At 70.3% G+C, this 16862-nt stretch carries 12 protein-coding genes; 3 read left to right on the top strand and 9 right to left on the bottom strand.

Annotated features, from left to right (window positions below; genetic code table 11):
* The first annotated feature begins 95 nt into the window (after positions 1–95).
* On the top strand, positions 96–2528 hold the full coding sequence (locus tag ACFSJG_RS00965; protein ID WP_378483325.1) for an ATP-dependent Clp protease ATP-binding subunit: 2433 nt from the start codon (positions 96–98) through the stop codon (positions 2526–2528).
* A 35-nt stretch (positions 2529–2563) separates the two neighbouring features.
* Here the strand turns inward: ACFSJG_RS00965 and ACFSJG_RS00960 are convergent, their stop codons facing one another.
* The 8 genes from ACFSJG_RS00960 to ACFSJG_RS00925 form a co-directional block, all read right to left on the bottom strand.
* On the bottom strand, positions 2564–4192 hold the full coding sequence (locus tag ACFSJG_RS00960; protein WP_378483324.1) for a Na+/H+ antiporter: 1629 nt from the start codon (positions 4190–4192) through the stop codon (positions 2564–2566).
* Between the two features lies 1 nt (position 4193).
* Positions 4194–4583, bottom strand: a complete 390-nt coding sequence (locus ACFSJG_RS00955) for a thiol-disulfide oxidoreductase DCC family protein (RefSeq protein ID WP_378483323.1) — start codon at positions 4581–4583, stop codon at positions 4194–4196.
* A 28-nt stretch (positions 4584–4611) separates the two neighbouring features.
* The gene (locus ACFSJG_RS00950; RefSeq protein ID WP_378483322.1) at positions 4612–4824 is read right to left on the bottom strand and encodes an antitoxin; all 213 of its coding nucleotides are present in this window, start codon (positions 4822–4824) and stop codon (positions 4612–4614) included.
* A 91-nt stretch (positions 4825–4915) separates the two neighbouring features.
* Positions 4916–7402 carry a cation-translocating P-type ATPase gene (locus tag ACFSJG_RS00945; RefSeq protein WP_378483321.1) on the bottom strand — a complete coding sequence of 829 codons (2487 nt, stop codon included), beginning with the start codon at positions 7400–7402 and terminating at the stop codon, positions 4916–4918.
* 84 nt (positions 7403–7486) lie between these two features.
* Entirely contained in the window at positions 7487–8365 is an 879-nt protein-coding gene (locus ACFSJG_RS00940) for a hypothetical protein (protein ID WP_378483320.1), read from the bottom strand.
* The gene (locus ACFSJG_RS00935; RefSeq protein WP_378483319.1) at positions 8362–9651 is read right to left on the bottom strand and encodes a hypothetical protein; all 1290 of its coding nucleotides are present in this window, start codon (positions 9649–9651) and stop codon (positions 8362–8364) included. The genes ACFSJG_RS00940 and ACFSJG_RS00935 overlap by 4 nt, the downstream gene beginning before the upstream one ends.
* 118 nt (positions 9652–9769) lie before the next feature.
* Positions 9770–10885, bottom strand: a complete 1116-nt coding sequence (locus ACFSJG_RS00930; protein WP_378483318.1) for an MBL fold metallo-hydrolase — start codon at positions 10883–10885, stop codon at positions 9770–9772.
* A 1-nt stretch (position 10886) separates the two neighbouring features.
* On the bottom strand, positions 10887–11618 hold the full coding sequence (locus ACFSJG_RS00925; RefSeq protein ID WP_378483317.1) for an enoyl-CoA hydratase: 732 nt from the start codon (positions 11616–11618) through the stop codon (positions 10887–10889).
* 39 nt (positions 11619–11657) lie between these two features.
* On the opposite strand from ACFSJG_RS00925, the gene ACFSJG_RS00920 reads away from it, so the two are divergent.
* Positions 11658–12740 carry an NAD(P)-binding domain-containing protein gene (locus tag ACFSJG_RS00920; protein ID WP_378483316.1) on the top strand — a complete coding sequence of 361 codons (1083 nt, stop codon included), beginning with the start codon at positions 11658–11660 and terminating at the stop codon, positions 12738–12740.
* Between the two features lie 20 nt (positions 12741–12760).
* Here the strand turns inward: ACFSJG_RS00920 and ACFSJG_RS00915 are convergent, their stop codons facing one another.
* Positions 12761–13429, bottom strand: coding sequence for a hemerythrin domain-containing protein (locus ACFSJG_RS00915; RefSeq protein WP_378483315.1), 669 nt, complete (start codon positions 13427–13429; stop codon positions 12761–12763).
* Between the two features lie 129 nt (positions 13430–13558).
* On the opposite strand from ACFSJG_RS00915, the gene ACFSJG_RS00910 reads away from it, so the two are divergent.
* Positions 13559–16858 carry a BTAD domain-containing putative transcriptional regulator gene (locus tag ACFSJG_RS00910; protein ID WP_378483314.1) on the top strand — a complete coding sequence of 1100 codons (3300 nt, stop codon included), beginning with the start codon at positions 13559–13561 and terminating at the stop codon, positions 16856–16858.
* Positions 16859–16862 lie beyond the last annotated feature (4 nt).

Here is a 16862-nt window from a genome sequence, read left to right as displayed (position 1 = left end):
CGCAGATCACGGATGAATGAAGTCTCGCGGGAATTGATCGCGATACGGACACGTTAGTTGAGTCAGAACCACTCAACTTCCCAGGAGGCTCGTCAATGCCTGCATACTTCGGCCCGCAGGGCCCCGGTCGCATCGACATCAGCCGACTCATGAGCCGATCCACCCAGGAGCTCGTGAGCGCGGCCGCCCGCTTCGCCGCGGGCCGTGGCGACTCCGACCTCGATGCCCTGCACGTCGTGCGTGTGATGGCCGACCAGGAGCCGGTGCAGTCGCTGATGCGGCGCGCAGGCGCTGACCCCGCCTCCGTCGCCGACGCCGCGGAGGGACGCCTGCCGCAGGGCACCCGGTCCGCGAACGCGTTCGCCGTGCCCGCGCTGAGCCCTGCCCTCAAGACCGCGCTGCTCGAAGCCCACCAGCTCGCTCGCGCCCTCGGCTCGACCTACATCGACCCCGAGCACCTGTTCCTCGCGCTGGCAGCTGACGGCGATCACGCCGTCGGGCGCCTGTTCGCAGAACAGGGCGTCACGCCGGAGTCGCTGCAGCGCACCGTCCAGGAAGGCCCGGCCGCGCCTGCACCCGAGGCCACCGAGTCGAGCACCCCGACTCTGGACCAGTACGGCGTCGACCTGACCGAGCGCGCCCGCGCCGGCGAGATCGACCCCGTCATCGGCCGCGCCCTGGAGATCGAGCAGACCGTCGAGATCCTGTCCCGCCGCACCAAGAACAACCCGGTGCTGATCGGTGAGGCCGGCGTCGGCAAGACTGCGATCGTCGAGGGCCTCGCGCAGCGCATCGTCGACGGCGACGTCCCCGACCGGCTGGTCGGCAAGCGCGTCGTCCAGCTGGAGATGTCCTCGCTGGTGTCCGGCACCCGGTACCGCGGCGACTTCGAGGAGCGGCTGACGAAGCTGGTCGACGAGATCACCTCGCAGAAGGACGAACTCGTCGTGTTCATCGACGAGATCCACACCATCGCCGGTGCAGGCGCGGGTGCGGACGGCGCGATGGACGCAGGCAACATCCTCAAGCCGAAGCTGGCGCGCGGTGACCTGCACGTCGTCGGCGCGACGACGCTCGACGAGTACCGCAAGCACATCGAGAAGGACCCGGCCCTGGAACGCCGGTTCCAGCCGGTCATCGTCGACGAGCCCAGCACGGACGACGCGATCACCATCCTCGCCGGACTGAAGGATCGGTACGAGGAGCACCACGGCGTCCGCTACGACGACGACGCGATCGTCGCCGCCGTGGAACTGTCGCACCGCTACATCGGTGACCGGTTCCTGCCGGACAAGGCGATCGACCTGATCGACCAGGCGGGCGCGCGGCTGTCGCTGCGGTCACCGAAGGTCGACACCGAGGCGCTGCGTGCGGAGCTCGCGCGTCTGGAGGCGGACAAGGAGAAGGCCGTCGCCGACGAGGACTACGAGAAGGCGTCGGCGCTGCGTGACCGGATCACGTCCGTTCAGAATCGGATCGACGGCACTCCCGATGTCACCTCGCCGGAGACCCCAACGGTCACGTCGGAGATGATCGCCGAGGTCGTCGCTCGGGCCACCGGCATCCCGGCCAGCCAGATGACGCAGGAGGAGAAGGACCGCCTGCGGACCCTGGAGGACGAGCTGCACAAGCGGGTCGTCGGCCAGGACGACGCCGTGCGCGCGGTCGCGCGGGCGGTGCGGCGCAGCCGGACCGGCATGGGCGACCCGAACCGGCCCGCGGGCAGCTTCCTGTTCCTCGGACCGACCGGTGTCGGCAAGACGGAGCTCGCGAAGGCGCTGGCGGCCAACCTGTTCGGCGACGAGAACAAGATGATCCGCTTCGACATGAGCGAGTTCGGCGAACGGCACACCGTGTCTCGACTGCTCGGCGCGCCTCCCGGTTACGTCGGCTACGACGAGGCCGGTCAGCTCACCGAGCAGGTGCGGCGCAATCCGTACTCGGTGATCCTGCTCGACGAGGTCGAGAAGGCGCACCCGGACCTGTTCAACACGCTGTTGCAGGTGCTCGACGACGGACGGCTGACCGACGGTCACGGCCGCACGGTGGACTTCACGAACACCGTGGTGATCATGACCAGCAACCTCGGTTCGGACCTGATCTCCAGCAAGGGCGGTGCACTGGGCTTCGTCACCGGCGACTCCGCCTCGGAGAAGCCGCTGCGCGACAAGGTGATGGCCCGGCTGCGGGAGTCGATGCGTCCGGAGTTCCTGAACCGGATCGACGAGATCGTGGTCTTCCGCAAGCTCGACACCCGCCAGTTGCACCGGATCACCGACCTGATGCTGGACGACAGCCGGAAGCGGCTGGCGGACAAGGGCATCGGGATCACGTTCAGCGACGCCGCCGTCGACTGGATCGCCGAGCACGGGCACCAGCCCGAGTTCGGGGCCCGGCCGCTGCGCCGGTCCATCCAGCGGGTGGTCGACGACCGGATCGCGGACATGCTGATCGACGACCTGATCGCCGAGGGCGACCGGGTGACGGTGGACGTCGCCGAGGGCGAGCTGGACCTGCAGGTCGCGTAACGGAGCACAAGCAGCGGTGGTGACCCGTCGGGGGGTCACCACCGCTGTCGTCGTATCCGGGCCTCGGCGGCTGCCTCTTCGAGGTCGAGTTCGGCGAGGATCCTGCGCAGCACCTCGTCGTCCAGATCGCCCGTGTCCCTGGCCTCGATCAGTGCCCGGCGCTGCGCCTTGAGGACGTCGCCGCGGAGCCGGTTGAACTGCGCGCCGAGCCGCGACGCCTCCGATTCGTGCTCGCCGGCGTCCTCCGCGCGCTCCGCCGCCAGCCGCGCCTGGGTGGAGCGACGGACCCGTTCGACCAGCTCCGCGACCTCCGAATCCCGCACTCCCTCGGGGAGTTTCCGCAGCATGTCCGCGAGCACCCCTTCGGCCGCGTCCTTCGAGATCTGCCGCGCGATCGCAACCTGCTGCGACTCGCGCAGCTCCTCGTCCGGGTCCGCGACGTCGAGGAAGCGGATGAGCATCGGCAGTGTCGACCCCTGGATCAGCAGGGTCCCGACGGCGACGGTGAACGCGACCGCCTGGATGACCCCGCGTCCGGGGAACGGTTCACCCGACTGCACCGCCAGCGGCACACCGGCGGCCGCCGCCAGCGTCACGACGCCCCGCATGCCCGCCCACGAGATCACCAGGTTCTGCCGCCACGTGAGCGGCTCCCCCGCGCGCGCGGTGAACCGCGACATCGCGCGGCGCCTGCCCGCGTTGAGGAAGATCCAGGCGGGCCGAATGAAGATGACCAGCGCGAGCACGGCGAAGCCGTAGGCGAAGACGTGGTGGACGGGGAGTCCGTCGGCCCGGACGGTGTCGATGACCGTCTTGAACTGCAATCCGATGTAGGCGAACACGAAGGTCTCGAGCACCAGGTCGACCGTCGGCCACACCGATCGCTCCTGGATGCGGGTGCTCACCGACTCGTCGCCGGCGTTGCGTCCCAGCACGAATCCGGCGGTGACGACGGCGAGCACGCCGGAGGCGTGGATCTCCTCGGCCGCGAGGTACGCCACGAAGGGCAGGATCAGGCCGAGGACGGTCTCCAGTGCGGAGTCCGAGATCCGGGCCCGGACCGCCCGGACGATCCGGGCGAGGACGAGTCCGACGCCGACTCCGCCGACGATCTCGTAGCCGAAATAGAGGATCGGCGAGTCGATCGAGATGCGTGTCCCCGTGACCGCGGCGGCGGCGAGCGTGAACAGCGTCAGTGCGGCGGCGTCATTGACCAGGCTCTCCCCCTTGAGGATCGCCATCATCCGTTCGGGCAGTCCGAGCCGGCGGCCGACGCTGACCGCGGCCACCGCATCGGGCGGGGCGACCACCGCGCCGAGCACCAACGCCGCGCCGAGAGTGAGCTCGGGCACCAGCCAGTTCGCGAACACCCCGACCGCGACGGCGGTGACCACCACCATGCCGATACCGAGCCGCAGGATCGACCGGATGTTGCGTTGAAATGTGTTGAACGAGTAATCGAGTGCTGCCGAGTACAGCAGTGGTGGCAACACGACCCCGAGGATGACGTCGGGCGGGATCACCAGGGTCGGCACACCGGGCACGAACGACGCCGCGGCGCCGACCGTGACGAGCACGAGCGGCACCTGGAAGCCGAGCCGCTTCGCGAATCCGGCGACCACGACGGCCGCGACGAAGACGAGCAGCAGCCCGGCGACGCTCACATCACCCGATCGCGCAGCTGCCGCCCCGGCCGGGCAGCCGGTGCCGGTTGCGGGCGACGAGCCGGTACAGCGCGTCCTGCGCCTGCCGGATTCCGGGGATTCGGTAGATGTGCAAGGGGATTCGGCTTCCCAGCACACCGGACAGCGCGGCGTTGATCGCGCCCGCACCGGCGAACCGCTGCCCGGACGCGTCGATCGCCCACGCCTGCTCCAGCGCCTCGTCCATCGTCACACCGAAATGGTCCACGGCTCCGGCCTTCTGCAGCGGCGTTGCCGTGACGCGGCCGTTGCGGTCGAGTCGCTCCAGCCACCCCGCGCACCACACACAGAAGCCGCAGTCCTTGTCGAACAGCAGCTCGACACGGTGATCGGTGGACGAACGAGTGCGCACGGTACGGCTCCTGTGCAGTGGGTGTGGACTACTTGGTTCCGTCGGCGGGCGGAACGTCCTTCGGGATGGCCTTCCTCGCCGCGTCCTGCGCCTTGTCGATGTGCTGGGAGTACTTGCCGCCGGTCTTCCCGTCGACGAAGTCGCCCGCCTTGGTGATCGCGCCCTCCACCTTGTCGGAGTTCTCGGCGGCGTACTTCTGTCCCTTTCCGAACAGGTCCTTCAACGTGTTGACCAAGCTCATGGCTCTCCTCTCAGCGGGGTCAGTCCCCTGGATCCAGTCTCACAGCTTTCCCTGACAGCCGCCACAACCCCAACTGACAGCGGACTGTGGATCAGGACACGCTTTCCGACAACTGCTCGCCGGGCTTCTCGGGCAGCGAGAAGAGCTGCCGCTTCTCCCCGTGGAGGCGTCCCGACACCCACCAGCCGAGCTCGACGAGCACGATGCCGACACCGCCGCACACGAATGCCGTGGTGGTCGCGCCGACGTTCGAGGGATCCAGTTTGAAGAACTCCCGGAAGAACGGCACCGAGAACAGCACCACGTACCCGAGCACGGACCCCGCGAGCAGGATGATCTTCCACCACACGTACGGCCTGGCGACGATCGCCAGCACCCACAGCGCGATGGTGATCAGTGTGATCAGGGCGGTGGTGCCTGCCTGGATCTGCTGCGTCTCGGTCTGCTCGGGCCCGGCGTAGACCAGCGTGTACGCGACGAAGGTCGCGACCCCGATGACCAGCCCCGAGGGGATCGCGAACCGCATGACCCGCGGCACGAACCCGGTGCGCGCCCGCTCGTTGTTCGGCGCGAGCGACAGGATGAACGCCGGGATACCGATCGTGAACCAGGCCGCGATGGTGACGTGGCGGGGCAGGAACGGGTAGGGCATCGGCTCGAAGTCGAACAGCTCGGACGCGACGCCGGAGAGCCCGACGAGCAGCGCCAGCAGCACCGAGTACACGGTCTTGGTGAGGAACAGGTTGGAGACCCGCTCGATGTTGCCGATCACCCGGCGCCCCTCGCCGACAACGTACGGGAGGGTCGCGAACTTGTTGTCCAACAACACGATCTGGGCAACAGCCCGCGTCGCGGGGCTGCCCGATCCCATCGAGACACCGATGTCGGCGTCCTTGAGTGCAAGGACGTCGTTGACGCCGTCGCCGGTCATCGCGACAGTGTGCCCGCGGGACTGCAGCGCACCGACCATCGCTCGCTTCTGGTCCGGTCGCACCCGCCCGAACGTCGTCTCCGCGGCGAGAACGTCGGCGAGCGCGTCCCGGTTTTCGGGCAGGTCCCGGGCGTCGACGGCGTGGTCACCGCCTGGCAGTCCGAGCGATCCCGCGACGGCACCCACCGACACCGCGTTGTCGCCGGAGATGACCTTGACCTCGACCTTCTGTTCGGCGAAGTAGGCCAGGGTGTCGGCGGCGTCGGGACGAACCCGCTGTTCCAGGACGACCAGCGCGCGGGGCGTCACCCGGCCCGGTGCGGCGGCGTCGTCGACCGCGAGGTCGCACTCGCCGAGGAGCAGCACCCGCAGTCCGGTGGCACCGATCTCCTCCGCGGTCCGGGCCGCGTCGGACTCGGGGTCGAGCAGGACGTCGGGGGCGCCGAGCACCCAGTTGCCGTTGGCGCCGTATGAGATTCCGCTCCACTTCTTGGCGGAGGAGAACGGTGCGATGCCGGTCGCCGACCACCCCGGGTCGTCCCCGTACGCCTCGGCGATGGCCAGCACGCTGGCGTTCGGTCGCGGATCGTCGCCTGCGAGCGCGCCCAGTGCGGCTTCCAGCCGGGACTGCGCGCCCGCGGGGTCGTCGGGTGTGAGCAGCCGCAGCTCGGACAGCCGCATACCGTTCTCGGTGAGGGTGCCCGTCTTGTCGGCGCACACGACGTCGACGCGGGCCAGCCCCTCGATGGCGGGCAGTTCCTGCACCAGGCACTGCCTGCGCCCCAGCCGGATGACGCCGACCGCGAACGCCAGCGACGTCATCAGCACCAGGCCCTCGGGGACCATCGGCACCAGGGCCGCGACCATCCCGTTGAGCGCGCCTCCGAGATCCTGCTCGCTGACGAACAGCTGGTTGTAGATGATCAGCGCACCCGCCGGGATCATCATGTAGGTGATGACCTTGAGGATCCTGTCGACACCGCTGCGCAGTTCCGAGTGCACCAGGGTGAACTTCGACGCCTCGGCCGCGAGTTTGGCGGCGTAGGCGTCGCGGCCTACCTTCGTGGCCCGGTAGGCACCACTGCCGGAGGCGACGAAACTGCCCGACAGCACCTGGTCACCGGGCTGCTTGTGCACCGGATCGGCCTCACCGGTGAGCAGCGACTCGTCGATCTCGAGCAGCTCTCCCTCCACGACCTCGCCGTCGACGACGATCTGGTCTCCCGCGCCGAGCTCGATGACGTCGTCGAGCACGACCTCGCTCGGGGCCATCGCGGTCGCGGCGCCTGCTCGGCGCACGAGGGGCTGCGACTGGCTGACGATCGCCAGCTTGTCGAGGGTTCTCTTGGCCCGCGTCTCCTGGATGATGCCGATCGCGCTGTTCGCGATGATCAGCAAGCCGAACATCCCGTCGATGATCGATCCGGTCGCGAGGACGATGACCAGCAGGACACCGAGGATCGCGTTGATGCGGGTGAAGACGTTCGCCCGGACGATCTCCTTGACCGACCGGCTCGCGCGCCCCGGAACGTCGTTCGTCTTGCCTTCGGCGCGGCGCCGCGCGACCTGCTCGTCGGTCAGTCCGGTCCGCACGTCCACGTCGTCCGGCGCCAGCGTCCCGACCGGATGAACCTCGTCGTTGGCCATGCTGTTCAGATTAGGCCGGTCCGGGTCCCACCCACCGCGCGACCGCCCGTCCCGTGTCGTGCCGAGGGGCGGTCGCCGGGCGGGTCAGAGCCGCTCGTCGCGCGACAGGTACGTGATGGCGAGGTCTCGACGACTGATGCCGGGCCCGCTCTCGTGTACGGGCCGGATCGCGTCGAGCACCTCGCGTGCGGTGAGGTGCTCGGCCGGGTGCACACCGCCCGCGGGCTGGAACTCGACGGTGGCGGTACTGCGACCGACTGCCGTGGTCGTCGTCAGCCGGTACCGCAGCGGCGCCGTGCCTGCAGTGCGCACGGATCGGTAGGTGACACGGTCGTCCAGGACGTGGGTGGCGGTGACGGTGTGCACCGCGCCCCACTCGTCGGCGTCGACTTCGACGGTGACGACAGATTCGGCATCGGTGACGGTGCCGAACCCACCCTCCTCGAGTACCCGCAGCCCGGCCGTGTACCAGCCCGCGACGGCCGTCGCTGCAGCCCTGGCCGCGTCGGCGGAACCACCGACACCCGACTCGCTCGGCGAACTCCACGGGTGCAGGCCCTCGGCGGGAAGCGCGATCTCCTCGACGAGTTCGAGGTGGTCGACCTCGCGAACGGCCGCGGCGAGCGAACGGGTGATGCGCGCCGCCACCGCGGACTGGAAGCCGCCGGTGGAGTGGAAGGTTCGGCCTGCGGCGACGCAGGCCTCGCTGATCTCGGTCTCGGACTCCGGCGGCGCGGTGGAGATCACGTCGAACGCGTCCCGGAGCAGTTGCGGCACCAGCGCTTTCACGTCGTCGGCGAGGGAGGGCACGACGACCACCAGCGTCGTCCCGGACGGTGGAGCCTCGGTCAGGGGACGGTGTGCCGTCAGGGTGAGGTCGGCGCGGCCGTCGACGGCGGCGGCGATACGGTCGGCGGGCACACCGGTGCCGAGCACGGCGACCGAGACGGGCAGGGAGGTCATACGTGCTCCAGTCGGTGCCGCGGGCTCAGGTCGGGTGTCGCCACCCCGGGCGGTGCCGCGCACAGCGCCGGGACAACGTCGAGCATGGCCTTGACCGAGATGTCCGTGACAGCGGTCCAGTCGGCACTGAACGACTCGTCGTCCATCTCGTTGCGCAACTCCACGCGCGCGGGATCGCCGTCCAGGGCGATGATGTGACCGCCCGCCAGGCTCCGCGGATGGTCCGGGCCGAGGTGGGCGTTCCCCGCCCCGACATGCCAGCACTCCTCGTTCGTCATGAAGAGCTCGTCGTCCACATAGCCGTGGTAGGCCATGTGGATCGCGCCCACGGCGCCCGGTTCGATCACGGTGCCCCCCGCCTCGATCCGCACGCGGGCGGGAACCGGGTAGACGTGCCGTTCCACCCGCACCCGTTCCGGTCCCACCCCGCGCAGTGCGTGGGCGACGTTCGAGATCACCGCGTCGAAGTAGAAGTGCTGCATCAGCGCGATGGCGTGGTTGGAGTCCACCGCCGCCAGCGGCATGCCGAAGCCGAGGCTTTCCAGCCCGCCCCACATGCCGTCGGGCGCCGAGGACAGGTCACCGACTTCGAGGAACCGCACCGTCTCGACACTGTCGAGCAGTCCCGCCAGCCGAAGCAGCAGTTGTTCCACCATCAGGCCCGGGTGCAATCCGGTGCCGTGCAGCGACACGCCGCCCTTCAGACATGCCTGTTGCAGCCGGTCGCCCGTCGGTCGGCGCGGAATCGCCTTGTCCACCAGTGGTTCCGCGAGGCGCTCCAGACGCGGGCGGAGGGGTCGAAGCGGCGCCGAATCGACCACTTTCATGCCGACCCGCAGGGCCGCGAGCCCCCGCGACAGCTCCGCCCCGAACGCCTGGCCGGTGACCTTCATGGCGCTCACGGTGCGCAGCACCTCCAACGGGGAGCGGGAAGTCGACAGCCAGGTCGGCATGGACGGGTTGTGGTACGACGCCGCCGACACGACGTTCTTGCCGGACTCCAACAGGTCAAGGACGTCCGCGTCGGCGCCCTGGATCAGGGCCGGCGTGGTCGGCGTGTGCACCACGCAGTCCGCGTCGAGCGCGAGAATCTCCTCCTTCGAGGTGGTCGCCAGCACCCCGACCGGCGGCAGGCCGACCAGTTCGCCGATGTCCCGGCCGTGCTTGTGCGGGCTGAAGACCTTCACCCCGACGACCTCGAAGTCGGGCGATCGCAGCGCCGTCTGCAGCGCCCTGCCACCCATGTCGCCTGGCCCCCAGACGACAATCCGATACGGACCCGACACAACCGCCCCCTCCAGCCGTTTGCGGTATGTGTAGCACGTCCGAGGATGGTTCGAGCTGGACTTGTCGTCACCCAGCGCTGCACTGGGCGGTCGGGCCCGATGTCCGGAAATACGGCCACTAAGCCGGGCGAAGCCACCACTGTTCCTGGACGCCCGGGCGCAACGCGTCGATGCGCTGCCCCGGCATCGGGACCCGAACCCGGGTACCGGCGGGATCGGATGCGGCGAGGAGCCGGACGATCGGCTCGGCCCACGGATGGAAGGCGAGGTTGAAGGTTGCCCAGTGGATCGGCACCAGCACGCCGGCGGTCGCGTCCCCCCTGCCGAGGTCGGTGTGCATGCGCACCGCTTCCTCGGGGTTCATGTGGATGTCCGGCCAGTGCTCGTCGTAGGCGCCGACCGGCAGCAGCGTCAGATCGAACGGACCATGCCGCTCCCCGATCTCCACGAAGCGTGGCGTGTACCCCGTGTCGCCGCCGAAGTAGAAGCGGTGGTTCGGTCCGCGTACCGACCACGACGACCACAGCGTCGTGTTTCGGCGCAGTCCGCGACCGGAGAAGTGCCGCGCCTCGGTACAGGTGATCTCGAGCCCGGCGACGGTGGTCGACTCCTCCCAGCCGAGCTCGACGATCCGGTCCGCGGGCACCCGCCAGTGCCGCAGGTGCGCGCCGATTCCCTTGGGCACCACGAACACTGCACTCTGCGTCCGTGCCAGGGCGGTGATCGTCGCCTTGTCGAGGTGGTCGTAGTGGTCGTGCGAGATCAGCACCACGTCGACTGCCGGCAGCGCGTCGATGTCCACCGGGGTGGGATGCAGTCGTGCCGGTCCGATCACGCCCGACGGCGACACACGGTGACTCCACACCGGGTCGGTGAGCACGCGCGCACCGTCGATCTCGACGAGAGCGCTCGCATGTCCGTACCAGGTGACGGCCAGGTCACCGGCCTTCGCGGGGGCGAGGGGCGTCGCCAGCGGGATGGGCTGCCGGGGCCGGCCGAGACGGCGCTTCGTCAGGACCGACGAGAGCATGCTCGAGCCCTCGGCGCGTACGACCGGGCTGCTCGGGTCGGTGTTGTGAAACTGCTTGTCCCGGTAGCCGTCCGAGCCGGTGACAGCTCCCGCGATCGCCGCCGCGGAGGCACCGATCTGCCCCGGCACACCCCATGCAGCGCGGCCCACGGCCGCGGCGGCGGCCACAGTCACCGCGGCCGCAATCACTCCCCGCGTTCCCATGTCAGCGACCCCGGAAGGTGGGCGTGCGCTTCTCCTGCCGCGCACGCGACGCCTCCAGCATGTCCTCGCTGGACCATGCGGCGTGCAGTGCGTCGAGCTGGTCCTGCGGCGGCTCGTCCTGCGTTCCGTCGTCGTTGAAGACCATCTTGAGGTGGCGGAGCGACAGCGGTGCCAGCGCGGCGATCCGCTTGGCCCACTCCTGCGCCGTGGCGAGATCGCCGATCTTGTTCGCGAGCCCGAAGGTGTAGGCGTCGGCCGCCGAGATCTGCTCCGCGCCGAGCAGGATCGTGCGGGCCGGTCCGCCACCGACCAGCGATGCGAGGCGCTTGACCGTCCACGAGTCCACGGAGATCCCGAGCTTCACCGCGGGGATGGCGAAGAAGGCGTCCGGGGTGACGACACGCAGGTCCGACGCGATCGCCAGCTGCGTCCCCGCACCGATCGCGGGGCCGTTGATCGCGGCGATCACGGGAACGGGCGCCGCGTCGATACTGTGCACCATCTCCAACAGGGTGTCGGTGAATCCGTCCGCGTAGACGTCACCCGACAGATCGGCCCCCGCGCAGAAGGCCCGGCCCTGCCCGGTGAGCACGATCGCGCGGGCCCCGTCCGCGACCGCCTCGTCGACGGCGTCGCGCAACAGGACGCACAGTTCGGTGTTCAGCGCGTTCCGTCGATCCTCGCGCTGCAACTCGATGGTCACCACATCGCCGTCACGGCTGGTCCCGATCATGATGGTGACCGTACCGTTTCGACCGGAGGGGTTGCCACTGTGCAGCAAATTGTCGACGTCGCCGTGATCGGCTGCGGCCAGGCCGGGTTGTCCGCCGGCTATCACCTGCACCGGGCCGGTGCCGACTTCGTCATGCTCGACCATGCCCCCGGGCCCGGCGGCGCGTGGCAGTTCCGATGGCCGACCCTGACCCTGACGACGGTCAACCGCGTCCACGACCTGCCCGGGATGCCGATGACCGACGTCCTGGACGGGTCTCCGCCCGACGAGGTGCCCGCGTCGGAGGTCGTCCCGCGCTACTACGCCGAATACGAGAAACGCTTCGACCTGCCGGTTCGACGTCCGGTGCACGTCCGGGTCGTGTGCGATCACGGCGCAGGCTCCGGTCCGCTGAGCATCGAGACCGACAGGGGCGGCGTCACGGCCCGCGGCATCGTCAACGCGACCGGCACCTGGGAGCGCCCGTTCGTCCCCCGCTATCCGGGCGCCGAGTCCTTCCGCGGCGAGATGCTGCACACCCGCGACTACCGCACCGCGGAGGAGTTCGCCGGCAGGCACGTCCTGGTGGTCGGCGGCGGCATCTCGGCGGTCCAGCTGCTCGACGAGATCTCCCGGGTCACGACCACCACGTGGGTCACCCGACGGCCGCCGGAGTTCCGGGACACCCCGTTCACACCTGAGGAGGGCCGCGCCGCCGTCGCGCTCGTCGAGGACCGCGTGCGGCGCGGACTGCCGCCCGGATCGGTGGTGTCGGTGACGGGCCTGCCGCTGACCCCGGCACTGCGGGCGGCCCGCGAGCGCGGCGTCCTGGACCGGTTGCCGATGTTCACAGAGATCGTCCCGGACGGGGTGCGGTGGGCCGACGGTCGCACGCAACACGTCGATGTCATCCTGTGGTGCACCGGTTTTCGCAGTTCCCTCGACCACCTGGCACCGCTACGGCTCCGCGGCCCCGGCGGCGGCATCACCATGACCGGGCGGCTCGCGACACAGGTCGCGGCCGACCCCCGCGTGCACCTGCTCGGGTACGGACCGTCCGCCAGCACCATCGGCGCCAATCGCGGCGGACGAGCCGCGGCGTCGGAGCTGCTCGCGCACCTCGCCGCGATGCCCGTCCCCTGACCACGGACCGGGGGACACGGTCACGACGGGTCGGCGCCGAAGATGTCCCGGTACTCCCTGACGAACGCCCGGCGACCGACGAACCGCCACATCAGCCTGCCGATCAGCGGCATGGCGGCGAGCAGTTCGGCCCGCTCGTCCTCCGGCATGCCGTCCATCACGTACCCGAGCAGGATGAACTGCCGGTCCCGAGGCACGCCCTCGCGGGCGCGCTCCCCCATCGCCTCCCATTCGGCGACGGTGAGCGATTCCTCGACGAGCGGAAGGATCCTGCCCTCCTCCTCCGCGAGATGCTCGTCGAGCGCGACACCGAGGGCGGTCACGGTCGTCGCGAGCGCCTCACCGTCGGGCACGGCGGCCGTCCGCTCGAACTCCGCCGCCCGCGTCTCCGCCCGTTCGATCAGCTCCGCGATCCGCTCGTGCTGCTCCTCCATCCGCAGGACCAGGGCGTGATCGGTGGGAACGCGGTCGAGCAGCAGCGGCCACATCATCTCGTCCTCGGTGGTGTGGTGATGGTGCAACCCTGTGGTCAGCTCGGTCTGGAACCGGACGACGCGAGCGGCCCGGGCGGTGTCCCCGGCGGGAACACCGCGCACCAGGTCGGGCACGGAACCGAACCCGCGCCGGAACATGTCGTGGATCAGGCGCATCTCGGTGGTGTCGGGGCGTTCGGCGACTGCGGTGCTCATGACGTTCTCCTCGCTCGGGGTGATCCGGGACCGGATCGGTTGTCGAACCGAGGGTCTGCCCCGCCACTTGGACAACTCTTGGAACGCACTTGGGCCGCGCGCTGACCTGCGACGACCTACTCTTGTGCGGTGTACGTACGGGTCCTGGGCTCGATGCACGCGGAGACCGGCGACGGGGAGCTCGAGCTGGGCGGGCCCCGCCAGCTCGAATTGGGCGGACCCCGCCAGCGCGCCCTGCTGACACTGCTGCTGGTCGCCAGGGGCGCCGTGGTGTCCGTGGACCGCCTCGTAGAGGACCTCTGGCAGGGCGAACCACCTCCCCGTGCCCTCGGCGCGCTGCAGGCGTACGTGTCGAATCTGCGCCGCATCCTCGAACCCGATCGGCCGCCCCGGGCGCCGGCGACGATCCTGGTCAGTCGGGCTCCGGGGTATTGCGTGGTGCTGGGCGACGGGGACGTCGACGCGTGGCGGTTCGAGTCGCTGCTCCGGGACTCCGATCACGAGGACGCCCACGAGCGGCGCCGCATCCTCGAGGACGCCCTCGACCTGTGGCGGGGTGATGCGCTCGCCGAGTTCGCGGCCCACGACTGGGCCGCCCCCGAGGTGGCGCGGCTCGAGGAGCTGCGCCTGGTTGCCCGCGAACGGCTCGCCGCGGCGCTGCTCGACACCGGAGATGCCGCATCGGCGACTGCCGAAGCGGACGCCCTGACCCGGACGCATCCGCTGCGGGAGGAGCCGTGGCGGCTGCTCGCGCTGGCGCTGCACGCCGGTGGCAGGCAGGCCGACGCCCTCGCCGCGTTGCGTCGCGCCCGCAGCGTGCTGTTGGACGAACTGGGACTGGACCCCGGGCCCGCGTTGCAGGAACTGGAGTCGGACCTGCTGGCTCAGCGGATCCCGCCACCTCGCCCGGCGTCGCGGCCCGTACCCACCTCACCGTCGACACCGGCGCCCGAACAGCAGGGGAAACGGTGGTTCGTCGGGCGTCGCGCGGAGCTCGACACCGTGCGGTGCGCCGCGGCCACACTCTCGGACAGGTCCCGGGTGGTGCTCGTGACCGCGGAAGCTGGAGGCGGGAAAAGCGCACTGCTGCATCGACTTCGGGTCGAACTCGACACCCATCGGGTGCTGGTGGGCCGCTGCCCCGAGGCGGAGGGCGCCCCCGCGGCGTGGGCCTGGGTGGAGGTGTTGCGCGCACTCGCCGCCGAAGTCGAACCCGGCGACCGGTCGGTAGCCCTGGCACCCCTGCTCGACGACCGCCTCATCGCATCACCCGAGGCGTCGTCGTCGGCATACGGTCGGTTCCTGCTGCACCGGGCCGTCACCGACTGGCTCGCAGGCGCCGCCCGGGACCGGCCACTGGCCGTCTTCCTCGACGACGTGCACCGCGCCGACGTCGAAACGCTGGCCCTCCTGACCCGGGTCGCGGAAGAGGTGCCGCTGCTGCTGGTCGTGGCGTACCGGCCGGACGAGACGACCGCCGACCTCGACGCGGCTCTGGCGGCCCTGGCCCCGCTCGCTCCGGAACGTGTCCGACTGGGCGGACTGACGGGCGACGACGCCGCGGCTCTGGTCCGCGAGGTGACCGGAGCCGATCCGGACGGCGCGACCGTCGCAGTACTGACCGAACGTACCGGAGGAAACCCTTTCTACCTGCGGGAAAGTGCGCGGCTACTCGGCAGCGAGGGCGAACTCGTCGCGACGTCCGAGGTGCCCGCGGGGGTCCGCGACGTGCTGCGGCGCCGCTTCGCCCGCCTGCCCGAGGTGACGGTGTCGGTACTGCGACTGCTCGCGGTGATCGGTAGGCAGGCCGACGTGGAGGTGCTGGTGCGGTCCGCGGAACTCGACGAGGACGAGACGCTCGACGCCGTTGACGCCGGAGTGGTCGCCGGACTGCTCGTCGAACCGGATGCGAGCACGGTGCGCTTCACGCATGCACTCGTGCGCGACACGCTGCTCGGTGACCTGTCCCAGGCTCGGCGTTCCCGCTGGCATCGCCGCGTCGCGGAGGCGATCGAGCGGGTGCGCCCCCAGGACTCGGCGGCACTTGCCCACCACTTCGGGGCCGCGCTGTCGTCGTCGACCGCCCGGCGCGCCGCCGACCACGCCCTCGACGCGGCGCGGCAGGCGGAGTCCCGGTTCGCGCACGATGCGGCGGCGGTGCACTACGAGCAGGCGCTGACAGCAATGGACCGCCTGCCCGGCGGCGGCGATGTCGACGAACGGGTCGACATCCTGGCCCGGCTCAGCCGAAGCCACTTGGTGAGCGGTGCCGCGGGGCCCGCCCGGGAGACACGCATCCGTGCACTGTCGGTGGCCGAGACCGCCGGCCGTGACGACCTGGTGGTGCGATCGCTGACGGCGTGGGACATTCCGACGCCGTGGATCAACCGGCCGTACGGCGTGATCGACGCACCGGTCGTCGCGGCGATCGAACGAACCCTGACCCTGCCGGGCCTCACCGACGACCAGCGCTGCCGGCTGCTGGTGATCCTCGTCGACGAGGTCTACGGCGAGGACGACGCGCGCACCGAGGCCGCAGGTGTGGAGGCCGAGTCGCTGGCCCGGCGCCTCGGCGATCCGCACCTCCTCGGCCTGGCACTGAACTCGCGCCTCGCGCTGCGACACGGGGCGCTTCCTGCCGCGGCCCGTGCGGGCATCGCGGACGAGATGCTCACCCTCGGCGCCGACGAGGACCGTGCGGTGTTCGCGTTGATCGCGAACTACTCGGCACTCCAGATGGCGTTCGCGCGTGGCGATTTCGCCACGGGCCGACGACACCTCCAGCACAACGAGACGCTCGCGAAGCGGTACGGATGGAAGCAAGCCCAGGCGTCGAACTCGATGACGCACGGCATGGAGGCGCACGCGGCGGGAGATCTCGACGCCGCCGAGGACCACTACCGCCGGGCACACCGGGAGTTCCTGGAACACGGTGAGCTGGACGCGGACGGAATCTTCCTGCTCGCCCTGTTCTCGCTGGCGGTCACGCGGGGCCGGGTCGGTGAGTACGAGGATCTGATCCGGGCGCTCGACACGGAGGCGCGGGACGTGCTGGTCGACCCACTCACGCTCGCGCTCGTTGCCAACGGGAAGGCCGCCGAGGTACAGCCGTATCGGGTCGGGCTGCGGCCGGTCAGATCCGATTTCTTCCACAGCTTCCTCCTCACGCAGCGGGGCATCGCGGTCGCCGCCCTGGGGTCACGGGACGAGGCAGAGGGCCTCTACCCGCAGCTGGCGCAGTACGCCGGACAACTCGGCGGCGCCGACACCGGGGCGTTCACGATGGGCCCGGTCGACACCGTGCTCGGCGATCTCGCCCTGCTGCGCGGCCGACCCGACGACGCGGCCGCGCACGCCAAAACGGCCCTCGAACTGGCGGAACGCTGCGGGTGCCCGCAGTGGATCGAGGCGGCCCGCAGTCGGCTGTAAGTGT

The sequence above is a fragment of the Rhodococcus gannanensis genome (assembly GCF_042681175.1).
GTDB lineage: Bacteria > Actinomycetota > Actinomycetes > Mycobacteriales > Mycobacteriaceae > Rhodococcus_G > Rhodococcus_G gannanensis.
Note: the sequence above shows the minus strand (reverse complement) of the source record. Positions and strands in the feature narration are given on the sequence as shown.

What these genes read in the sequence shown, in the direction of transcription:
- ACFSJG_RS00945 (WP_378483321.1), bottom strand. Translation starts at nt 7,402, where the DNA reads ATGGCCAACGACGAGGTTCATCCGGTCGGGACGCTGGCGCCGGACGAC.
- ACFSJG_RS00915 (WP_378483315.1), bottom strand. Translation starts at nt 13,429, where the DNA reads ATGAGCACCGCAGTCGCCGAACGCCCCGACACCACCGAGATGCGCCTG.
- ACFSJG_RS00925 (WP_378483317.1), bottom strand. Translation starts at nt 11,618, where the DNA reads ATGATCGGGACCAGCCGTGACGGCGATGTGGTGACCATCGAGTTGCAG.
- ACFSJG_RS00950 (WP_378483322.1), bottom strand. Translation starts at nt 4,824, where the DNA reads ATGAGCTTGGTCAACACGTTGAAGGACCTGTTCGGAAAGGGACAGAAG.
- ACFSJG_RS00965 (WP_378483325.1), top strand. Translation starts at nt 96, where the DNA reads ATGCCTGCATACTTCGGCCCGCAGGGCCCCGGTCGCATCGACATCAGC.
- ACFSJG_RS00940 (WP_378483320.1), bottom strand. Translation starts at nt 8,365, where the DNA reads ATGACCTCCCTGCCCGTCTCGGTCGCCGTGCTCGGCACCGGTGTGCCC.
- ACFSJG_RS00930 (WP_378483318.1), bottom strand. Translation starts at nt 10,885, where the DNA reads ATGGGAACGCGGGGAGTGATTGCGGCCGCGGTGACTGTGGCCGCCGCC.